Annotated in this window: 17 protein-coding genes; 9 read left to right on the top strand and 8 right to left on the bottom strand. The window is 50.7% G+C overall.

The features are described from left to right. Positions 1–88: 88 nt before the first annotated feature. Genes AC3RCI_RS05040 through AC3RCI_RS05055 form a run of 4 tightly spaced genes read left to right on the top strand, consistent with a single transcriptional unit; the run spans position 89 to position 2887 of the window. On the top strand, positions 89–1018 hold the full coding sequence (locus tag AC3RCI_RS05040; RefSeq protein ID WP_492527778.1) for an NUDIX hydrolase: 930 nt from the start codon (positions 89–91) through the stop codon (positions 1016–1018). A 31-nt stretch (positions 1019–1049) separates the two neighbouring features. Next, a complete protein-coding gene (gene ybiA / locus AC3RCI_RS05045) occupies positions 1050–1538 on the top strand; it encodes a riboflavin biosynthesis intermediates N-glycosidase (RefSeq protein WP_492527781.1) in 489 nt (162 codons plus the stop codon). Next, a complete protein-coding gene (locus tag AC3RCI_RS05050) occupies positions 1528–2421 on the top strand; it encodes a TIGR02452 family protein (RefSeq protein WP_492527783.1) in 894 nt (297 codons plus the stop codon). The genes ybiA and AC3RCI_RS05050 overlap by 11 nt, the downstream gene beginning before the upstream one ends. 43 nt (positions 2422–2464) lie before the next feature. Beyond that, positions 2465–2887: a macro domain-containing protein gene (locus AC3RCI_RS05055; RefSeq protein ID WP_492527785.1), complete on the top strand. Its 423-nt coding sequence runs from the start codon at positions 2465–2467 to the stop codon at positions 2885–2887. A 140-nt stretch (positions 2888–3027) separates the two neighbouring features. Here the strand turns inward: AC3RCI_RS05055 and AC3RCI_RS05060 are convergent, their stop codons facing one another. The 6 genes from AC3RCI_RS05060 to AC3RCI_RS05085 all read right to left on the bottom strand — a co-directional run bounded on the left by AC3RCI_RS05060 (position 3028) and on the right by AC3RCI_RS05085 (position 9531). Then, entirely contained in the window at positions 3028–3981 is a 954-nt protein-coding gene (locus tag AC3RCI_RS05060; RefSeq protein WP_492527787.1) for an iron-hydroxamate ABC transporter substrate-binding protein, read from the bottom strand. Between the two features lie 73 nt (positions 3982–4054). Beyond that, a complete protein-coding gene (locus AC3RCI_RS05065; protein WP_492527789.1) occupies positions 4055–5071 on the bottom strand; it encodes a FecCD family ABC transporter permease in 1017 nt (338 codons plus the stop codon). Between the two features lies 1 nt (position 5072). Further along, positions 5073–6095 (bottom strand): FecCD family ABC transporter permease, encoded by a 1023-nt coding sequence (locus AC3RCI_RS05070; RefSeq protein WP_492529802.1) that lies wholly within the window; start codon positions 6093–6095, stop codon positions 5073–5075. Between the two features lie 153 nt (positions 6096–6248). Continuing rightward, a complete protein-coding gene (locus AC3RCI_RS05075) occupies positions 6249–7982 on the bottom strand; it encodes a helix-turn-helix domain-containing protein (RefSeq protein ID WP_492527791.1) in 1734 nt (577 codons plus the stop codon). 50 nt (positions 7983–8032) lie between these two features. After that, complete coding sequence (locus AC3RCI_RS05080; protein ID WP_095288786.1) at positions 8033–8782, bottom strand: ABC transporter permease; 750 nt, start codon at positions 8780–8782, stop codon at positions 8033–8035. Next, the gene (locus AC3RCI_RS05085; protein ID WP_492527793.1) at positions 8764–9531 is read right to left on the bottom strand and encodes an ABC transporter ATP-binding protein; all 768 of its coding nucleotides are present in this window, start codon (positions 9529–9531) and stop codon (positions 8764–8766) included. The genes AC3RCI_RS05080 and AC3RCI_RS05085 overlap by 19 nt, the downstream gene beginning before the upstream one ends. A 192-nt stretch (positions 9532–9723) precedes the next feature. On the opposite strand from AC3RCI_RS05085, the gene AC3RCI_RS05090 reads away from it, so the two are divergent. Then, on the top strand, positions 9724–10728 hold the full coding sequence (locus tag AC3RCI_RS05090; RefSeq protein WP_492527795.1) for a Gfo/Idh/MocA family protein: 1005 nt from the start codon (positions 9724–9726) through the stop codon (positions 10726–10728). A gap of 92 nt (positions 10729–10820) precedes the next feature. Then, positions 10821–11441 (top strand): pyroglutamyl-peptidase I, encoded by a 621-nt coding sequence (locus AC3RCI_RS05095; protein WP_336781260.1) that lies wholly within the window; start codon positions 10821–10823, stop codon positions 11439–11441. Between the two features lie 565 nt (positions 11442–12006). Here AC3RCI_RS05095 and AC3RCI_RS05100 read toward each other — a convergent pair. Together AC3RCI_RS05100 and AC3RCI_RS05105 are read right to left on the bottom strand one after the other, a co-directional pair. Next, a complete protein-coding gene (locus AC3RCI_RS05100) occupies positions 12007–12840 on the bottom strand; it encodes a 1,4-dihydroxy-6-naphtoate synthase (protein WP_492527797.1) in 834 nt (277 codons plus the stop codon). Next, positions 12837–13667, bottom strand: a complete 831-nt coding sequence (locus AC3RCI_RS05105; RefSeq protein ID WP_492527799.1) for a futalosine hydrolase — start codon at positions 13665–13667, stop codon at positions 12837–12839. Before AC3RCI_RS05105 ends, AC3RCI_RS05100 begins: the two co-directional genes overlap by 4 nt. Before the next feature lie 344 nt (positions 13668–14011). On the opposite strand from AC3RCI_RS05105, the gene AC3RCI_RS05110 reads away from it, so the two are divergent. Genes AC3RCI_RS05110 through AC3RCI_RS05120 form a run of 3 tightly spaced genes read left to right on the top strand, consistent with a single transcriptional unit; the run spans position 14012 to position 17298 of the window. Then, positions 14012–14401, top strand: coding sequence for a GntR family transcriptional regulator (locus AC3RCI_RS05110; RefSeq protein WP_095288792.1), 390 nt, complete (start codon positions 14012–14014; stop codon positions 14399–14401). After that, on the top strand, positions 14394–15293 hold the full coding sequence (locus AC3RCI_RS05115; protein WP_492527801.1) for an ABC transporter ATP-binding protein: 900 nt from the start codon (positions 14394–14396) through the stop codon (positions 15291–15293). The genes AC3RCI_RS05110 and AC3RCI_RS05115 overlap by 8 nt, the downstream gene beginning before the upstream one ends. Then, a complete protein-coding gene (locus AC3RCI_RS05120; protein ID WP_492527803.1) occupies positions 15268–17298 on the top strand; it encodes a hypothetical protein in 2031 nt (676 codons plus the stop codon). The genes AC3RCI_RS05115 and AC3RCI_RS05120 overlap by 26 nt, the downstream gene beginning before the upstream one ends. Positions 17299–17406: the final 108 nt, after the last annotated feature.

Genomic DNA, 17406 nt, shown 5'->3' on the forward strand with positions numbered 1-17406 from the left:
AAATATTGACGAAGGCTAATGGATGTGTTAACCTCTTATTATCTAATTGTTAATAACATTTTGTTAATAACAGAATGGGGTTTTAAATATGACAAATGAAGGTTATTCGGAGGGCCAACCATTGGACCATCTGAATCATGCCAATATAAGCGAGCAGCAGTTTCTGGAGACATATGATGCAGGTGATTATGAGCGTCCTTCCGTGACGGTAGATATGCTTGTCTTCACGATAAGGAGCGAAGCTCAGTCCAATTATCGCAAACTTGCTGAGCCGGCACTGCAGCTGCTGATGATTCGCCGCGGTGGTCATCCCTATATGGGCAAGTGGGCATTACCGGGTGGATTCGTGTCCATGCAGGAATCCCTGGAAGATGCAGCACGCCGCGAGCTGGTTACAGAGACCGGGCTGGATGACATCTATCTGGAACAGTTGTACACGTGGGGCGATGTGCACCGTGATCCTCGTACAAGGGTAATTAGCTGCTCGTACATGGCACTCGTTGATAGCAGCGAGCTTGAACTGGAAGCAGGCGATGATGCGAGTGATGCGGACTGGTTCAGGGTAGAACAGCGGCTCCTTGAGGAGAAACGTCATATTCATGAACGAGGTCGTACGACGGAACGAAGAGTTCAGCTGACGTTGTCGAACGGAACAGAGGAGCTATCGGCTGTCATTGAGGTGAAGGAAGCTGTGGAAGGAAGCGTTCGAAGCAGCAGTATGACAATCTTGGAAGTGAAGGGCATAGCGTTTGACCATGCCAAGATCATGGTTTATGCGCTGGAACGATTACGATCGAAAGTGGAATATACGGATATTGCTTTTAATCTGATGCCGGAGACATTTACGCTGACGGCCCTGCAGAAGGTCTATGAGATTATTGGTGGCAAAAAACTGCTGGCTGCAGCCTTCCGGCGCAAAATTGCCGATTGGGTAATCGAAACCGGAGAGTTTACGGGCAATGCAGGACATCGTCCTTCCCGCTTATACAGACTGAACCCAGAGCGTATGACAACATAATTGTTTTATTGCAAGGAGGACATAAGGAATCATGGAGAAGTTTACTTTCTTTTGGCGTACAGCATCACCCTTTTCCCAGTGGCATCCGGCTGATTTTACGGTGAACGGAATTGGTTATACGAGTGCCGAACAGTACATGATGCATCAGAAAGCACTGCTGTTTGGCGACCAGGCAATGGCGGACAAGATTTTGAAGGAAAGCTCAGCTTCAGTACAAAAGAAGCTGGGCAGACAGGTAACCGGATTCGACCAGACGATATGGGAAGCAAACTGCAAACGCATTGTTTATGAAGGCAATCAGGCCAAATTCACACAAAATGAAGACCTGCTCGCCGCATTGCTCGCCACCCGTGGCACGACCCTTGTGGAAGCAAGCCCGGATGACCGGATCTGGGGAGTTGGACTGGCAGAAGAAGATCCACGTATCCGCCATCGCAGAACATGGCGAGGAACCAACTGGCTCGGTGAGATTCTGACCCGGCTAAGAGATGAGATAGGAAGTGATTCGAATGAATGCTAACCAGCATAAGAAAAATAACCAGCTAAAAAGCACGAATCAGCGCTCAAGTCGGGCTCGTATTGCCCAGGAAACACTGGCCATCCTGGAAGAGGGGCATTACATCAACGGATATGACCGCAAGGTATCGATTGATGAAGATTTGAAACGAGCGATTCAGGGCTCCGTTTTATACCGTCCGGATGAACTTCCGGCACTTCGGGAGCAGGTGCGCCAATTACAGGCAGCGCCTAAGTCTGCAGCTGCCCAGATTGAAGTCACCGGTGAGACGACGCTTGCCGCAGCCTCACGTCTCGTGGTGGACGAGGGGAGAACGGATGTCGTTTGCCTGAACTTTGCCTCAGCGAAAAATCCGGGTGGTGGTTTCCTGGGGGGAAGTCAGGCACAGGAAGAGAGTCTCGCCCGAGCTTCCGGGTTATACCCTTGTATTTCTCAAATGAATGAAATGTATGATCATAATCGTAAGCTGCGCACCTGTCTGTATTCCGACTATATGATCTATTCGCCGGATGTACCTGTCATACGTGATGATGAGGACCGGCTGCTAGCCCAATATTACACGACCGCCTTTATTACGGCTCCTGCCGTCAATGCTGGCGTTGTGAAGGAACGGGAGCAGGCAGATGACCAGCAGATCGAGTCGGTCATGAAGGAGCGAATTCGGTATATTTTGGACGTGGCAGCGATGAATGGTCATCGTACCCTTGTTCTGGGTGCTTATGGTTGCGGGGTGTTCCGGAATGACCCGGTGGATGTGGCGAGGTATTTCCATGATGTCCTGGTACAGGAGAATTTCAGGCAGTCCTTTGAGCGGATTGTATTTGCTGTGTTGGACAGATCAGCTGGACAGAGAATAATCAAGGCGTTTCAAGAACAATTGCTTTGAACAGCAAGTAAGTCATTTTAAGATGTGAAGAAGGAGGATTCAGATGCAATTTCGTGAGATCCAACAGGATTTGTTTGCAATGGATGAAGCTTATACGCTCGCTCATTGTATTTCCGCTGATGCTCGTATGGGGGCGGGAATTGCAGTACAGTTTCGGGAAAGGTTCGGGCTTCAGGTTCTACAGGAGCAGGCGAAGCAGGAAGCGCTTGAGATTGGACGGTGTTACCCGGTGGGACGTACGTTGAATCTGGTAACCAAGGCGAAGTTTTCGAATAAACCGACCTATCCATCGTTTACCCAAGCGGTGCAATCGATGCGAGACGTCTGTGTAGAACAACAAATCAGTAAGCTGGCCATGCCGCAGATTGGTTGCGGACTCGACAGACTGAAGTGGGACAAAGTAAGCGGCATTATTCAGGATACGTTTGCTGACACGGATGTTGAGATTGTCGTTTGTACCTTATGAGGATGAGGAATGCCAGGCTTTCATTAATATATAGAAAAAAACCTCTGCTTCGGACGGAGGAGAACAGGACAGCAAGTCTGCCGTTCCCTCTCCAGTTCGTAAGCGAGGTTTTTTTGTGATTTTTCCATTAAGGCGTTGGTTTATTTTTGGGTAAACATCTCTTTGGCCTCATCCAGTGCCATTTTATTGCCAATGGCGGAGTAGTCCAGCCAAGGCTGCGCACCGATGGTGTACACGTGACCGGCTTTAACGGCTTTTAGCCCTTGCCAGATCGGGTTGTTTTGCAGTTCTTTGAACATGTTCTCCGCTTCCTCATCCGAGTTCACCACTACGAAGATGGCATCTGCATCGAAATCAGGCAGTACTTCACGGGAGATCACCTGGTAAGGCTTGGTGGAATCAATATCCGATATGCCTTTGGCCGGGGTCAGTCCAAGATCATCATACAAGATTGGCCCCATTGGGCGGCGTGTGCTAAACACACGCAATTCTTTGGCAGTTACACGGATGGCCATCACGGTACCATCGCCGATCTCGTCATGAATTAATGATTTTACGTCTTCGGTCTCTGCTGCATAATCCTGAATATATTGCTCTGCTTCCTTCTCGCGATCAACCAGCTTGCCAATATCCTTCAGGTGATCACGCCATGTACCGTCATCCAGATTGAATACATGCACAGGAGCAATTTTCTCGAACTTGGCAATCTCCTCACCGGAAAATTCTTCATCAAGATAGATTATATCGGGCTTCAGGGCAAGTAGGGCTTCCATGTCGGGATCTTTCACCGGACCAAGCGGTGTCGTGTTTTGCAGGCGATCTGCAACATGGGACAGGAATGCTTTGGCTTCGCCGCCAATGACGGACCCAACGGGTGTGATGCCAAGTGCCAGCAAGTCATTCGTCAGGTGGATGGACATCGACGCGATGCGTTGTTCTCCGGAAGCCGGACTGCTATCCTGCTGCTCGGAAGTACTATCCGTTGAAGTGCTGCCAGCAGCGGATGAAGAGCCAGAATTGCTGGCAGTTCCACAAGCGGCAAGCACAAATATCAGGCAAATGCTCAGGGCGAGCAATACATTTTTCTTTAACATGAATATTCACATTCTCCTTGAACATCACTTGGATGTTAATAATTAGATGAATAAAGTAGATCAACGGCTTCGATCATTTGGTTCGCACCAGCAGATATAAAAAGTAAGGTGCACCAATGGCAGCCACCACAATACCTGCGGGGATGGCATTCGGTTGGAAAATGGTTCGTCCAATCGTATCGGCGGTAACCAGGATGACCATGCCAAGGAGACCGGCCGCCGGAATCAGGTGGCGATGCATCGGACCGACAAGTCTGCGGGCGAGATGTGGTGCGGCCAGCCCGATGAATCCGATACCTCCGGCCATGGATACACTTATGGCTGACAGCGCCACTGTACATAAGAGAAGCCATATGCGCTGGGATCTGACAGGTGTACCGATGCCCGTGGCGGCTGCATCTCCAAGACCGAAAGCGTCCAGCGTTTTGGACCGGCTCCAGATGTAGGGAACACAGACTGCAATCCATGGAAGCAGAGCCTGCACGTGAATCCAGTCCCGACCCCACACACTGCCGGCGAGCCAGCGGGCAGCGAAGGAATACGTATCTTCATCCAGCCGAAGAGACAGATATAACGTTAGCGCATGAAACCCTGCGGCGACCGCGATACCGACCAGGATCAGCTTGATGGGAGATACTCCGTTATGCCGGTCATAGGCGAGCAGCATAATGATCAGTGCTGAGATGACTCCGCCTGCAAAAGTAAACAAGGGGATCAGCAGGGCAATCGAGTCATCCATGGAATAGGACAGACTTACGAAAACCATCAGCCCCAATGCGGCTCCTGCATGAAGGCCAAGAATGCCCGGATCAGCAAGCGGGTTGCGCGTAATGCCTTGAAGGGCCGCTCCCGAGATGCCAAGTCCTGCTCCAGCCAGGACGGTAATGAGAATGCGAGGCAAACGGTAATCGAACAACACAATCTGATCGTCTGCAGTACCATTACCAAGCAGGGTTTGCAGTACAGCGAGCGGAGAGAGACGAATTGTACCCGTATTCAGGCTAATCACGATAACCGTGCATGCAATACAGATCAGCGTAACGCTGACTGCGATGGATCGTTTTCCCCGTGAGGGCACAGTGGATCTCATGTTACAATGCCCTCCTTTCCTTGCGGGCCAGATAGAGGAAGAACGGTACACCGACAAAAGCAACCATGATGCCTACCGCCAGCTCCTCCGGTGGATTTACGATGCGTGACCCCAGATCGGCCAATACCAGAAGGATGGCTCCGAGCAGGGAGGACATGGGAATGATCAGACGATAATTGACACCGACGAGTTTACGGGAAATATGCGGAATCACTAACCCGACGAATCCGATCGAGCCAACGGCGGATACGGACACGCCTGCCAGAATGACCACAGCCGTGAGGGCAAGGAATCGGGTCATGCGAATATGAATCCCCAGGCCCAGGGCAACTTCCTCTCCAAGCGACATGAGGGATACTCTCCGGGCAAGAGGCATGGTCAGCAGCAACGTGATCAGAAGCACAGGAACAATGAGTCTCAGATGCCGACATTCAATACCGCCAAAGCCACCGGCATACCAAAAGGCGAGATCCTGACTTAGGTCAAAATAAATCGCAACACCTGTACTTAGCGAGCTGAGCATGGCTGCAACGACAGCACCAGCAACCGTCAGCCGCATGGAAGTCAGTCCCCCCGGCGCAGCCGACCCCAGCAGGAAAATAAATAGGGTGCTCAGCACGGCACCAATGAATGAAAGACCCATGAGCCAGGCATAAGGCAGTCCCGGCCAGATGGCAAAGCTCAACGCCACCATGAAGGTGGCACCTGCGTTAATGCCCAGGACTCCCGTATCCGCCAGCGGATTGCGCGTAATTCCCTGCATCAGTGCTCCTGCTACTGCAAAGGCCGCGCCTACGACAGCGGCAGCAACTACGCGGGGGAGACGGAGCTCATGGATGATCTGATGCGGTGTCAGAGCCGGATTGTACTGAAATATGGCAGCCCACACCGTTTCAAGTGTTAACGATTTGGCACCAAGCGATATGGCGACAAACAGGCTCATCAGCAGAATGGCGATGGCTGACAAAAACATTAGACTAATGGTCACCGGGGATTTTCTTGAATTGGACGGACGATGTGGCAGTCCCGGATGTTGAATGGGGGTCACTCCTTTTGTTGCCAGCAAGATCAGCTCTGCTGTTATTGATTATCATTATCAATTAGAGTTCATTATAAAATCTTAATTCAGGCCCGTACATGGCATAAATTAAGATTCGGGTGATGGACATTTTTTAGATTACAAAAAGGATCCTTTGTTCGTCAATAACATAACGGCCTCATCCAGCTGGATGTTGATGGAATAGGGTGCGTATACAACCCATGAATTCCAATCAATTACATGAACATGCCCGTTCCGGACGGCCGGATACTGATTCCAAAGCGGATCAGCATGGATTTGATGCAGCAGGGAGGCGCGTTCTTTCACCGAGGTCACAGCCAGCAGCAGAACATCAGCCTCCAGTCCATCCCATTCTCCTGGAGTGATGGACATCCAGTTGAAACCTACACCTGGAGGTTTGCCAGCGAGCTCGGATTGAATGCGTGCAGGTGGAGTCAGCTGCAGGCTGCGGTAGAACACATGACCGAAGTTACGGGTGCTGTACATACGCGGCCCCTTCGCAGTTAATGTGCATACCGCAACCGTTACCTGTCCAATCGAATCCCTGATCTTTTTGCGCGCACGCTCAACCTTGCGTTCGTGCCGTTCCAGCCAGTCATTCGCTGCCTGGGTGCGATCCACGATGGATGCAATTGTATGAAGATGACCGAACATGTCAGTCTGATTCCAGGGGATGGTGATAATCGGAGCGATATCCCCGATATGTTCCATCGCTTTTGCGGCTGCATTGTCCTTGGTCAGAATCAGGTCGGGGTTCACATCCAGGAATGCCTGACGTCCTTGCTCCCAGGGCTCATAGGCATGAAAGGGCAGACGGAGTGATTTCGGGATATGGGGTAGATGTCCCTGGATCTGAGCCGCACAAGGCGTTATGCCGAGAGTCATCAGATGATCGGTGTAGGGGTATGAAAGCGAAACAATATTGCGGTGCACCTGCTTCGCATAGGACGTTGGCGCGTAGCCGGCATGGTTTCGAAAACGCCGGCTAAAATAAAATTCGTCCCGGTAACCTACACTTCGAGCCACATCGCGAATGCGCAAGTCCGAGGATATCAGCAGTTCCTTGGCACGGTTCATGCGCAGATGGGTTACGTATTCAATTGGATTTTTGTACATCCGGCTCTTGAAAAGCTGCGAATAATACGATGGATGCATACCTGCCAGCTCAGCCAGTTTCTCCAGTTTGATCTCATGCATATAGTTGTCGCGCATATATTGTGTCGTTACCTGGAGCCACTGGTTCGGGTCTTCCTCTGAGCTATCGTTATTTATCTGCTCTTCCTGAGGCCAGAGCATGTGCAGCAGCTCGGTCATGAGCATTTTCTTTTTATGAGAGGTTGGTCCGTCATCCAAAGTCAGCTGTGCTGCAATGCGCTGTATGCCGTAATAAGGGCCCTGAATCCAGCCCTGTACCGGGAAGCTTGATTCACGCTCATAAATCATTCGTGTTTTGCTTTTCACCGCTGCCCGGAACAGATCATAATTGATGATATACAGCTCGGTCTCATGGCCTGCGTCACTGAATAATTCCAGGGCAGTGCCTGGATTGCAGAGGAAGGCTGATTTGCGGGTAACGAGGTGCTCGGTATCATTCATTTTCAGTTTCCCCGTAAATTTATGCATGTATATAAAGGTATGATGGTCAATATCGGGTTTACTCCAAGTCCATTCCTTGCTCGTGAACCTGATCAGGTCTGTTTGGTGAAGTTCGAGCAGGGTATCTTCCAGGAACAGCCCCAGATCACTGGGTGATACAGCTTCCTTGCCCGTGGCCGTAATGGTACGGTTCATGTTGTCGGACGCAGAGGGATGGGCGTTCGGATGATGAACCATATCTGATTTGCTTATCATGGAGGGGCCTCCTTTCGTTCTATAGATTCAATAAATGAATTCGATTCTTTCTATAATGAGCGTAGACGCATATCTGAGGTAAACCATTGTCTGTACGTCAGCAGACTCAGTATGATGCTGGTGATGGCAGCCGAGCTGGTGAAGGCAAACACAATCAGAATCTGGTAACGGACAGCTTCGACGGGGTCGGCGCCCGCGATAATCATGCCGGTCATCATGCCGGGAAGCTGAACGAGGCCTACCGTTTTCATGCCGTCAATGGTTGGAATCATGCTGGATTTGACAGAGCGTTTCAATACATCCTGAAATGCACGTCTGGGCGCAGCACCCAGAGAGAGCAGTGTCTCAATCTCCCCTTTGGAAGCTTCTACCTCACGTTTCATCTGATTCAGGAACAGCCCCGAGACAACCATTGCATTGCCAATCGTCATTCCGCTGAGTGGAATAATGTATTGCGGAGTTGGCTCGACAATGTGAAGACCCAGCAGGAGTCCCATCATCAATAATTCGGTCACCGTAATGGCTGCTGCGATATATAGGGTGATTCGGCGTAGTCCCTTGCCTCGCTTGCCCGCGTTGAAGGATGCCACGGTTATCATAAAACCTACAATTGCAATGATAAGTGCAGGGTGGTCCGAGTTGAAGATAAATTGAAGTACATATCCGACCAGCAGCAGCTGAACCGCCGAACGAACGGTACCTACAGCAATATCTCTCTCCAGACCAAGCTTCTGCCAAACCGAAATAAGCATGGTCAGCATAATAAATATGATGGTGAAACTCAGTGCGAGGATGGACATGTGTTCTCCTTATCTGCCTCGGGGGCAGGACGCTGAATGTATTGACGGGCCAGTTTCGAATGCGGATGGGCAAAGAAAAGGGAGGTGGGCTGGCGTTCCAGCAGGGTCTGTTCACCCATGAACCATGTTGTTGTGCTGAACGAGCGTGCCTGTTCCTGATCATGGGTGACCCATACGAGTGAAATGCCCTCTTGCTTGCTCCATTCGGTCAATTGCTGTTCGACAAGCTTGGCATTGGTCCGGTCCAGAGAAGCGGTGACTTCATCCAGCAGCAATACCTTGGGACGAAGCATGATGGAACGGATCAGCGCTATGCGCTGCTTTTCTCCGCCAGAAAGATCACTGGCCCGCTTATGTATATCCAGTTCTTCCAGCCCCACTCCGGCCAGCAGACGGCCAGCCAGATTCGAATCATAGGGTGTCCGGTGGAGGTAATGAACGGTTTTCAAATTATCTTCAACGCTGCCTGCAAGCATAATGGGCTGTTGTGCAACATAAGACATGCGCATGCGCCAGATCCTGGGATCGGAATTGAGGTAAGAGGTGCCTTGCCACAGAATATCTCCGCCATCAGGCACATCCAATAAGGACAGGATGCGGAGCAGCGTGCTTTTGCCCTGGCCTGACGCACCCAGTACGGCAATCCGCTCTCCTTCATCGACAGAGGCATTCACCTTCTCGAACAAGAGTCGCTGTTCGGTCGTTCCAATATGTTTGGTGAGTTGTTGAATCGTTACGAGAGTAGACACAGCGGGATCTTCCTTTCATCCGTGATCTGCTGATAATCTTAGCAAAAATGCTCGAGAATTGAAATGAAAGCAGCTTTATACAAGCATGGGGAATAGGAGTTGAAACCAACGTCTGACGCGAGAGGTTCTTTTTGGTAATATAGAGGTGAGTCAGAATTGGTTCTACCAATAGGGTACAAGGGAGGCTTTCATATGACAGGAGTTACGGGACGACAAGACAAGGTGAAGTGGGGCATTATGGGCACAGGATGGATCGCATCCCAGTTTGCCAGAGATCTGGAGCATGCCGGCAATGCCGTGAAGGCAGCAGTTGGTTCGCGTACACGGGAAAGTGCGGAGAAATTTGCAGCTGAATATGGTTTTGCAAGCGGATACGGATCGTATGAAGAGCTGCTGCAGGATCCAGAAGTGGATATTATCTATGTTGCTACGCCGCATCCTTTTCATAAAGAGAATGTAATGGCTTGTCTGGAAGCGGGAAAAGCAGTGCTGTGTGAGAAGCCGTTTACGATGAACGGACGTCAGCTGGAGCAGCTGGTGGAGACGGCTCGCAGCCGCAAGCTCTTCCTGATGGAAGGCATGTGGACGCGTTTCTTGCCTCCGATTGTTCAGGCGCGGAAGTGGATTGCCGAAGGACGAATCGGTGAAGTGCGGCTTGTCAAAGCAGACTTTGGTTTCCGTATCGGCTGGGAGCCTGAAGGAAGGCTGCTGAACCCGGACCTGGGCGGGGGTGCTCTGCTGGATGCTGGCGTGTATCCTATTTCATTTGCGTCCATGATCTTTGGCGAGCAGCCGCAGCATGTCTGGAGCACGGCGAACATCGGGGAGACCGGTGTGGATGAACAGTTCTCCGTACTGCTCTCTTACTCGGAAGGACGCTCGGCATCATTGAACGGGGCAGTCCGCCTGAACCTGAGCAATGAAGCTGTCGTGTATGGTACAGAGGGGTATATCCGTTTGCCGCTTTTCCTCGCTGGAAAAGAAGCATATCTGCATGTGAACGGTCAGGACGAGCCCGAGAAGTTTACGGATGATCGGACTAGCATCGGCTATGTATTTGAAGCAGAAGAGGCTGGACGCTGCATCCTGGAAGGCAAAACGGAAAGTTCAATTATCCCGCTGGACGAGTCCCTTGAGATCATGAAACTGATGGATACCATTCGTGGGCAGTGGGGCTTGCGATATAAATTTGAGTAATGGTAAACCATCATAACCGGACGATTCTATGTAGGTAAGTATGCAGAGAAATCGTACGGGATACGAAATGAATGGATGGGAGTAGGTCTAGGATGAAAATTCTGATTTCAGGGTTTGAGCCTTTTGGCGGCGATGCCGTGAACCCCACGGGAGAACTGATGGAAGCTCTCGCACAGGAAGTGGTGGAAGGCGCCGAACTGAAAACCGTGCTGCTGCCGGTACATTTCGATGAATGTGCGGATCTGCTGATTGCCGAGATGGAAGCATACGGTCCGGATGTCGTGATTGCCTGCGGTCTTGCCAAAGGCCGGACGGCTGTGACACCTGAGCGCATTGCTGTGAATGTAAAAGACATTCCGCCTGGCTCCTATGCCGATAACCAGGGACAGCGTCCTGTGGACGAGCCCATAACCGAAGGAAGTCCGGACGGCCTGTTCTCGACATTGCCCATCCGCGCGATGGTGAATCATATGACTGCGGCAGGCATTCCGGCAGCGGTATCCAATACCGCCGGAACGTATATTTGCAACAATACAATGTATCGTGTGCTGGATTACATTCGATTGCAGCACCTGCCGATCCAGGCAGGATTTGTGCATTTCCCGGCTTCAACGGAGATGTCATTGCTGCAGCCGTCGGTGCCTTCACTGCCGATAAGCACAATGCTTGATGCCTTGCGGGTAATGATACGCACCGTGGTGGCGGAAGCGTAAATCATGGTCTTCTTGTATGTAAGGTAGTAGCTAAGTTAAGGGGAAATTTGACTTTACCTAGTGAGTAGCCTTTGTTGAAATAGGGATTGAATGGAGTAACTAAAACGTTTTCCGGAATATGTATTGTTCTATCTTGTCATGTGCTAGGTTCGATTGTAAGTAACGAAAATGAGATAGAAGGGGCTGTCCCATGAAGTCATGCTGATGACTATGGGACAGCCCCTTTTTTTTGATACATAATTAGTGGCGCCGTACAGGCAACCAGTGTCGCTGCTTAGATGAATAGAGCTGATGAGTAGAGCTAACGAACTCAGTATCTCTTATTGGAAGAGGTACCAGAGGTTCATTGATTGTAAAGCATCGTAGATGGCTTATTTCATCGTTTCACTTGGTCAGTCCCAGGTTTCTGTCCAAATAACGTGTCTAATGTTCATTAGCCTGTCCATTACGTTTGAATTCTCCGAATAGGTTGCGACAGGTTCGTTAGCGACTAAAATAACTAAAACCCAAGGTAAGCAGGCTTCATTGCCATTTTAACGAACGGCTTGCTGTTTGCTGGCTCAGATCAGATCCGCAGCAGATTGAGGTCGAATTCGGGAACAAGGCCCTCTTTCATCGCTCGTCCAAGCAGGGCTGTGATTGCTCCATAGCCGTCATCGCCCAGATGGGCACTGAACTCGTTCACGTACAGATCGATATGCTGTGCCGCGACATCCGGGTCCATTTCCTGTGCATGCGCCATAACGTATTCTTTGGATTCATCAGGGTGTGCCCAGGCGTATTCCACGGATGCACGTGCCCATCCAGCGAGTGCATGAGCGTCCAGATTGCGGCGTGCAATGATTGCTCCAAGCGGGATCGGCAGGCCGGTATCACTTTCCCACCAGCTTCCGAGGTCGGTCATCAGCTTCAAATTGTAGTTTTGGTACGTGAAACGTGCTTCATGGATGACCAGACCTGCATCGATTTTGCCATCCCGTACCGCCGGCATGATCTGATCGAACGGCATCACAACAATCTCGCCCACGCCTCCTGGAACATTCTGCGCTGCCCACAGACGGAACAGCAGATAAGCGGTTGAGCGTTCACTTGGCACGGCAACCCGGCGTCCGGACAGATATGCCGGATCGGCGGTGCCGTTAGCCGTAAGAACGAGTGGTCCGCATCCTCTTCCCAGCGCTCCGCCGGAAGGCAGCAGGGCATACTCGTTCAGCACGTAGGGCAATGCTGCATAGGAGATTTTCAACACATCCGGTCCGCCGGGATTAGCAGCCAGGCCATTCGTAATATCGATATCCGCATAGCGGACATCCAGTTCCGGAGCACCCGGAATAAGTCCGTGCACCCAGGCGTGAAAGATAAATGTATCGTTAGGACAAGGGGAAAATGCAATTTTCATGATGTAAGTACCTCCCGTAAAATGGAACTTGCCGCCTGGAGCGCATCCAGGGCATCCTTGATGCGCCAGGCATCGCGGTCGCGTGGACCGACCGCGTTGGATATGGCGCGCAGTTCGAGCGCAGGTACGCCGAACTGCTTGGCCGCCGTTGCCACGCCGAAGCCTTCCATGCCTTCGGCGGTGGCATCCGGCACGCGGCGCAGCAGCTCCGCGGCCGTCTCGGCTGTTCCGGTCGCCGTGGACACGGTGACCGCTGTGCCTCCGCTGACAGCGTGCCCGGCCCGCTGCAGCTCATGGCGCAGGCGAGCGGCAAGCGCTGCGTCCGCCGCCACACGGGACGAGCCGAATCCGAGCTCGTCCACAGAGAGGAAGCCGTCTGGCGTCTGCGAGCCCAGATCGGCAGCAACCATGGCGTCGGCCACCACGAGTGAGCCGACGTCCGCCCGGCCGGTGAACCCGCCGCCGATGCCGGCACTGATCACCAGCGTGTACGCTGGGGTCAGGCCTGCTCCGGCAAGGGGCCCCGCGGATGCGGCAGATGCCTGCGCCGCATCCGATCCGGCTGGCGCGGTTGAGCCCTGCGCCAGCACCTTCCCGCCAGCCGCTGCGGCGAATGCCAGCTTGGCTGCCGTGCTGACTGCAACCGCTGCCGGGCCCACCCCGCCAGCGATCACGTCAAACATTTTCGCGGCTTGGTCACCCAGACCGCGAAGTACGGCATCTTTTTCCGCATCCACAGCGGTTACGATTAATACGCGCGGAACTGCTTGGTTCGATGCCGAGCCGTCTGACTCTGTATGATTTAAACCCTGATTTTGTTTGTTCATCGGAGTTCTCCCTTATAAGGTGTAAGATTCAACGCTATATTTGGTCATCTCCATCATAACGGAATGGGAAAGAGAGGAACAACCTTTCCGTGTATTTGTCTGAACATGATCCACTTACGTGTGCTGCCTCGTTAACCGGGCTTGGATGGCGTATATGTCACTTCATATATATAAAGGTATCGCGTATGAAGAGTGAAGTCAAAGTTACCGTTGACAATCCAATTCAACTGTATTAATAATAATAGTACAGTTAATACACCTGGTGTTTAGAAAGCATACACTTCATATACAGTCATTTAATTCGCTTATGGGGTATTACATCAATTGGGGAGAGGAGGTGCGGGATGTTCGAATTAGATGTACGCAGCCGTAAGGCGATCTACGAACAGCTAGTGGACAAAATCAAGGAAATGATCGTATACGGTGTTCTCCAACCTGATGAGCAGCTTCCTTCGGTGCGCACACTGTCAGCGCAGCTGACCGTCAATCCGAATACGATTCAGAAGGCATATCGGGAGCTTGAACGCGAAGGGTATATCTACTCTTTGCAGGGAAAAGGGAGCTTCGTATCATCGTCTGTGGAACATCCGAATGCAGCCATGAGAGATGAGATTAGAGCGGCACTGGTGAAGCTGATTGCAGAAGCAACGTATTCCGGTTTAACCAAGGCGGATATGACGCTTTTGTTCCAGGAAGCGATGGCCCGTATCGAAAAGGGGGAGCCGAATGATTGAGCTGAATCAGGTCATTAAAGCGTTTGAACATGAAAAAGCGGTGGATGGCGTTACGATGCACATACATAAGGGATCGATCTACGGTTTGCTCGGTTCCAACGGGGCAGGCAAGACTTCGCTGCTCAAAATCATCGCAGGCATCTATCGTCAGGACAGCGGATCCGTTCGCATTGACGGGGCTGAAATCTATGAAAATATGGACCTTAAGGGCCGCACGATTTTTATGGCGGATGCGCCTTACTTTTTCCCGCAATCCTCCATTACCCAGATGGCGGCCTTCTATCGCTCCGTATATCCGCGCTGGAATGAGGAGCGATTCGCACAGCTGGCCACAGTGTTCAAGCTGGATGTAAAACGCAAGCTGCATCGCATGTCCAAAGGCATGCGCAGACAGGCAGCTGTATGGCTTGGGCTGAGCTGCATGCCGGAAGTGCTGCTCATGGATGAGCCGATTGACGGCCTTGATCCGGTGATGCGGCAGCAGATCAAAAATTTGCTGTTCCAGGAAGCCGCTGAGCGTCAGGTGACCATTATTATTTCGTCCCATAACTTGCGCGAAATCGAAGATCTGTGTGACCACGTCGCCATTATGCACAAGGGCCGCATGATTGTAGAGAAGGATCTCGATGATCTGAAGGCCGATACGCATAAGATTCAGGTGGCTTTCCGTCATCCTGACGATGCCAAGGCGATGGATGAGCTGAACATTTTACATGAAGAGATGCGGGGAAGTGTCTCGCTGTACATTGTCAAAGGCAGTCGCGAGGAAGTGACGGAACGGTTCCGGGCCTTGAATCCTTATCTGCTGGACGTGCTGCCGCTGACGCTGGAAGAAATATTTATTTATGAAATGGAGGATGCAGGGTATGATATTCAACCGATTATTCTGTAACCGGGGCATCCTGTTCCAAAATTTCAGGCAGCACGGTTGGCTCGGAATACTATTTCTGCTCACATTGCTATTTTCGCTTCCGCTCTATATTGCAACAGAGCACAGGGGTGGTGTAACGCAGCAGATTACCAGCCTGTTTCAGGCAAATGGGGAAACCCATATTTTGTTTGCGATCACGTTCCCGGTGGCGATGGGCATTTTTCTATTCCGTTATATGCAATCCGGAGCGCCGTCGGACTTGTTCCACGGTTTGCCACTGGAGCGCAAACATCTGTTAACGGTCAATCTGCTCTCCGGCTTCGGAATGATCCTGATCCCGATCTGGCTTACCACGGCGATAACAGGTTGGGTGTGGGCTGCCCAGGATCGTATGGCCTTCATCTTTGACGGCAGTGAGATCTGGATGTGGGGCCTTAGCATGAGCATTTATTCGCTGTTTATGTTTATGCTGACTGTAGCTGTGGGCATGTGTATCGGCCAATCTGTACTGCAGGGACTAACGGTATATGCAATCCTGTTATTGCCTGTCGTGTTTTGGTTTATCTTTACACTGCACCTGCAGCATTATCTGTTTGGATATCCATATGGTGCAGGTATGAATAGCTACGCAGAGAAGATATCCCTTGTTCTTCGTATGGCTTCGATTAGGAATTATCCGGTGATTGGCGCGGAACTCGTAATCTACGCAGCTTTGGCCATTTTGTTCATCTCACTAGCTTATGTTTTATATGCCAAGCGTAAAGTAGAATCCGCTACTCAGGCGATTACGTTTACCCTTGTAAAACCTATATTTCGCTTTGGTTTGATGTTTACGCTGGTTCTGATTGGCGGAGCCTACTTCACTATAATTGCACCCCCAGGATCTACCGGGTGGACCATCTTCGGATATATTCTCGGCGGCATAGTCGGTTACATTGTAGCCGAGATGATTATTCGCAAAACGTGGCTAATCTGGAACGTCAGATTACTGCCCAAGCTGGCACTATATGGCCTTATGTCCGGGTTAATTCTGTACGTGCCTGTCGCCGACTGGAACGGTTATGCTAGCAGAGTACCGGAAGTGAATGATGTCAAAAGCATTAAGCTTGGAGGAGATCGTTACACTTACGTAAACGGAGTGAATCAGAAAATCGATGATCATCCATTTTACTCGGATAATCCTGAATTTGTGGGGGCAGTCCTTGCTCTTCATCAGAAAATTATCGATTCCGATCTGCCCTTGCAAGACCCAGTAAATCCGAATGATGATTATGACGAGTATGTGTATATCAGCTATAAGCTTAATAACGGCAAGGTCATGAAGCGCAAATACCAAATTCCTGAAACGGAATTCCGGCAGGAATTAATGGCCTTGAAACAGTTGGAGGATTATAAAAAGGTAGCCTATGATACGTACAAACTGGATGAGGATATCCTCAGTATTGGTATCCGTTCCACCATCAGTTCGTATCGCAAAATATACATTGGCAGTCCTGACCAGGTTCGGGAGTTCAAGGAACTGCTGAAGCAGGATATTCTTGACCAGACCTATGAGGAACAGCGTTCCCCTTGGCAGTCGTTTGCATATGCAGAATTAAATCAGGAATCCTCCTCCAATGATCTGTATCAACCGAGAGATATGTGGAGTTACGAAATCAAACCGAGCTATGACCGGGTGATTGGATGGTTAAAAGAGAACAAATTATATGATCAACTGCTTGTCACGGCAGACGAAATTGCTTCGGCGCAGTTCGTGAAGCAGGAGATCGACAGTCCGGGTAATCCTCAGTGGGTAACTACTCAGGCGGAATATATTGATGGAAGCCTAAGCGGCAACAAGCAGGTTGCGACTAAAAACAAAAAAATAATTAGCGACCTGCTAGAACGTCAGCGATCAGGAGAGCGGACAGAGAAAGCAACCGTTTATCACATCAAGCTGAATGCCGTTCGTGGAGAAAACATCTATATGATGCTGAAGGAAGAAGATTTAACCGAAGAGATGAAAGCTATTTTGTCCGAAAAGTAGATCAAATGGTGAGCGGGAAGGGTTCTCCTGCTGCCGAATGTTTAGCCCGTAAGGCTTGCTTGACGAAATGATTGTGTTGGAATATATTAGAAAAGGTTGAGATTCGCG

This window comes from Paenibacillus sp. MT124 (genome assembly GCF_058792755.1).

What these genes read in the sequence shown, in the direction of transcription:
- AC3RCI_RS05075 (WP_492527791.1), bottom strand. Translation starts at nt 7,982, where the DNA reads ATGATAAGCAAATCAGATATGGTTCATCATCCGAACGCCCATCCCTCT.
- AC3RCI_RS05105 (WP_492527799.1), bottom strand. Translation starts at nt 13,667, where the DNA reads ATGAACAAACAAAATCAGGGTTTAAATCATACAGAGTCAGACGGCTCG.
- ybiA (WP_492527781.1), top strand. Translation starts at nt 1,050, where the DNA reads ATGGAGAAGTTTACTTTCTTTTGGCGTACAGCATCACCCTTTTCCCAG.
- AC3RCI_RS05080 (WP_095288786.1), bottom strand. Translation starts at nt 8,782, where the DNA reads ATGTCCATCCTCGCACTGAGTTTCACCATCATATTTATTATGCTGACC.
- AC3RCI_RS05100 (WP_492527797.1), bottom strand. Translation starts at nt 12,840, where the DNA reads ATGAAAATTGCATTTTCCCCTTGTCCTAACGATACATTTATCTTTCAC.
- AC3RCI_RS05060 (WP_492527787.1), bottom strand. Translation starts at nt 3,981, where the DNA reads ATGTTAAAGAAAAATGTATTGCTCGCCCTGAGCATTTGCCTGATATTT.
- AC3RCI_RS05120 (WP_492527803.1), top strand. Translation starts at nt 15,268, where the DNA reads ATGATATTCAACCGATTATTCTGTAACCGGGGCATCCTGTTCCAAAAT.
- AC3RCI_RS05065 (WP_492527789.1), bottom strand. Translation starts at nt 5,071, where the DNA reads ATGAGATCCACTGTGCCCTCACGGGGAAAACGATCCATCGCAGTCAGC.
- AC3RCI_RS05040 (WP_492527778.1), top strand. Translation starts at nt 89, where the DNA reads ATGACAAATGAAGGTTATTCGGAGGGCCAACCATTGGACCATCTGAAT.
- AC3RCI_RS05110 (WP_095288792.1), top strand. Translation starts at nt 14,012, where the DNA reads ATGTTCGAATTAGATGTACGCAGCCGTAAGGCGATCTACGAACAGCTA.
- AC3RCI_RS05090 (WP_492527795.1), top strand. Translation starts at nt 9,724, where the DNA reads ATGACAGGAGTTACGGGACGACAAGACAAGGTGAAGTGGGGCATTATG.
- AC3RCI_RS05095 (WP_336781260.1), top strand. Translation starts at nt 10,821, where the DNA reads ATGAAAATTCTGATTTCAGGGTTTGAGCCTTTTGGCGGCGATGCCGTG.
- AC3RCI_RS05115 (WP_492527801.1), top strand. Translation starts at nt 14,394, where the DNA reads ATGATTGAGCTGAATCAGGTCATTAAAGCGTTTGAACATGAAAAAGCG.
- AC3RCI_RS05050 (WP_492527783.1), top strand. Translation starts at nt 1,528, where the DNA reads ATGAATGCTAACCAGCATAAGAAAAATAACCAGCTAAAAAGCACGAAT.
- AC3RCI_RS05055 (WP_492527785.1), top strand. Translation starts at nt 2,465, where the DNA reads ATGCAATTTCGTGAGATCCAACAGGATTTGTTTGCAATGGATGAAGCT.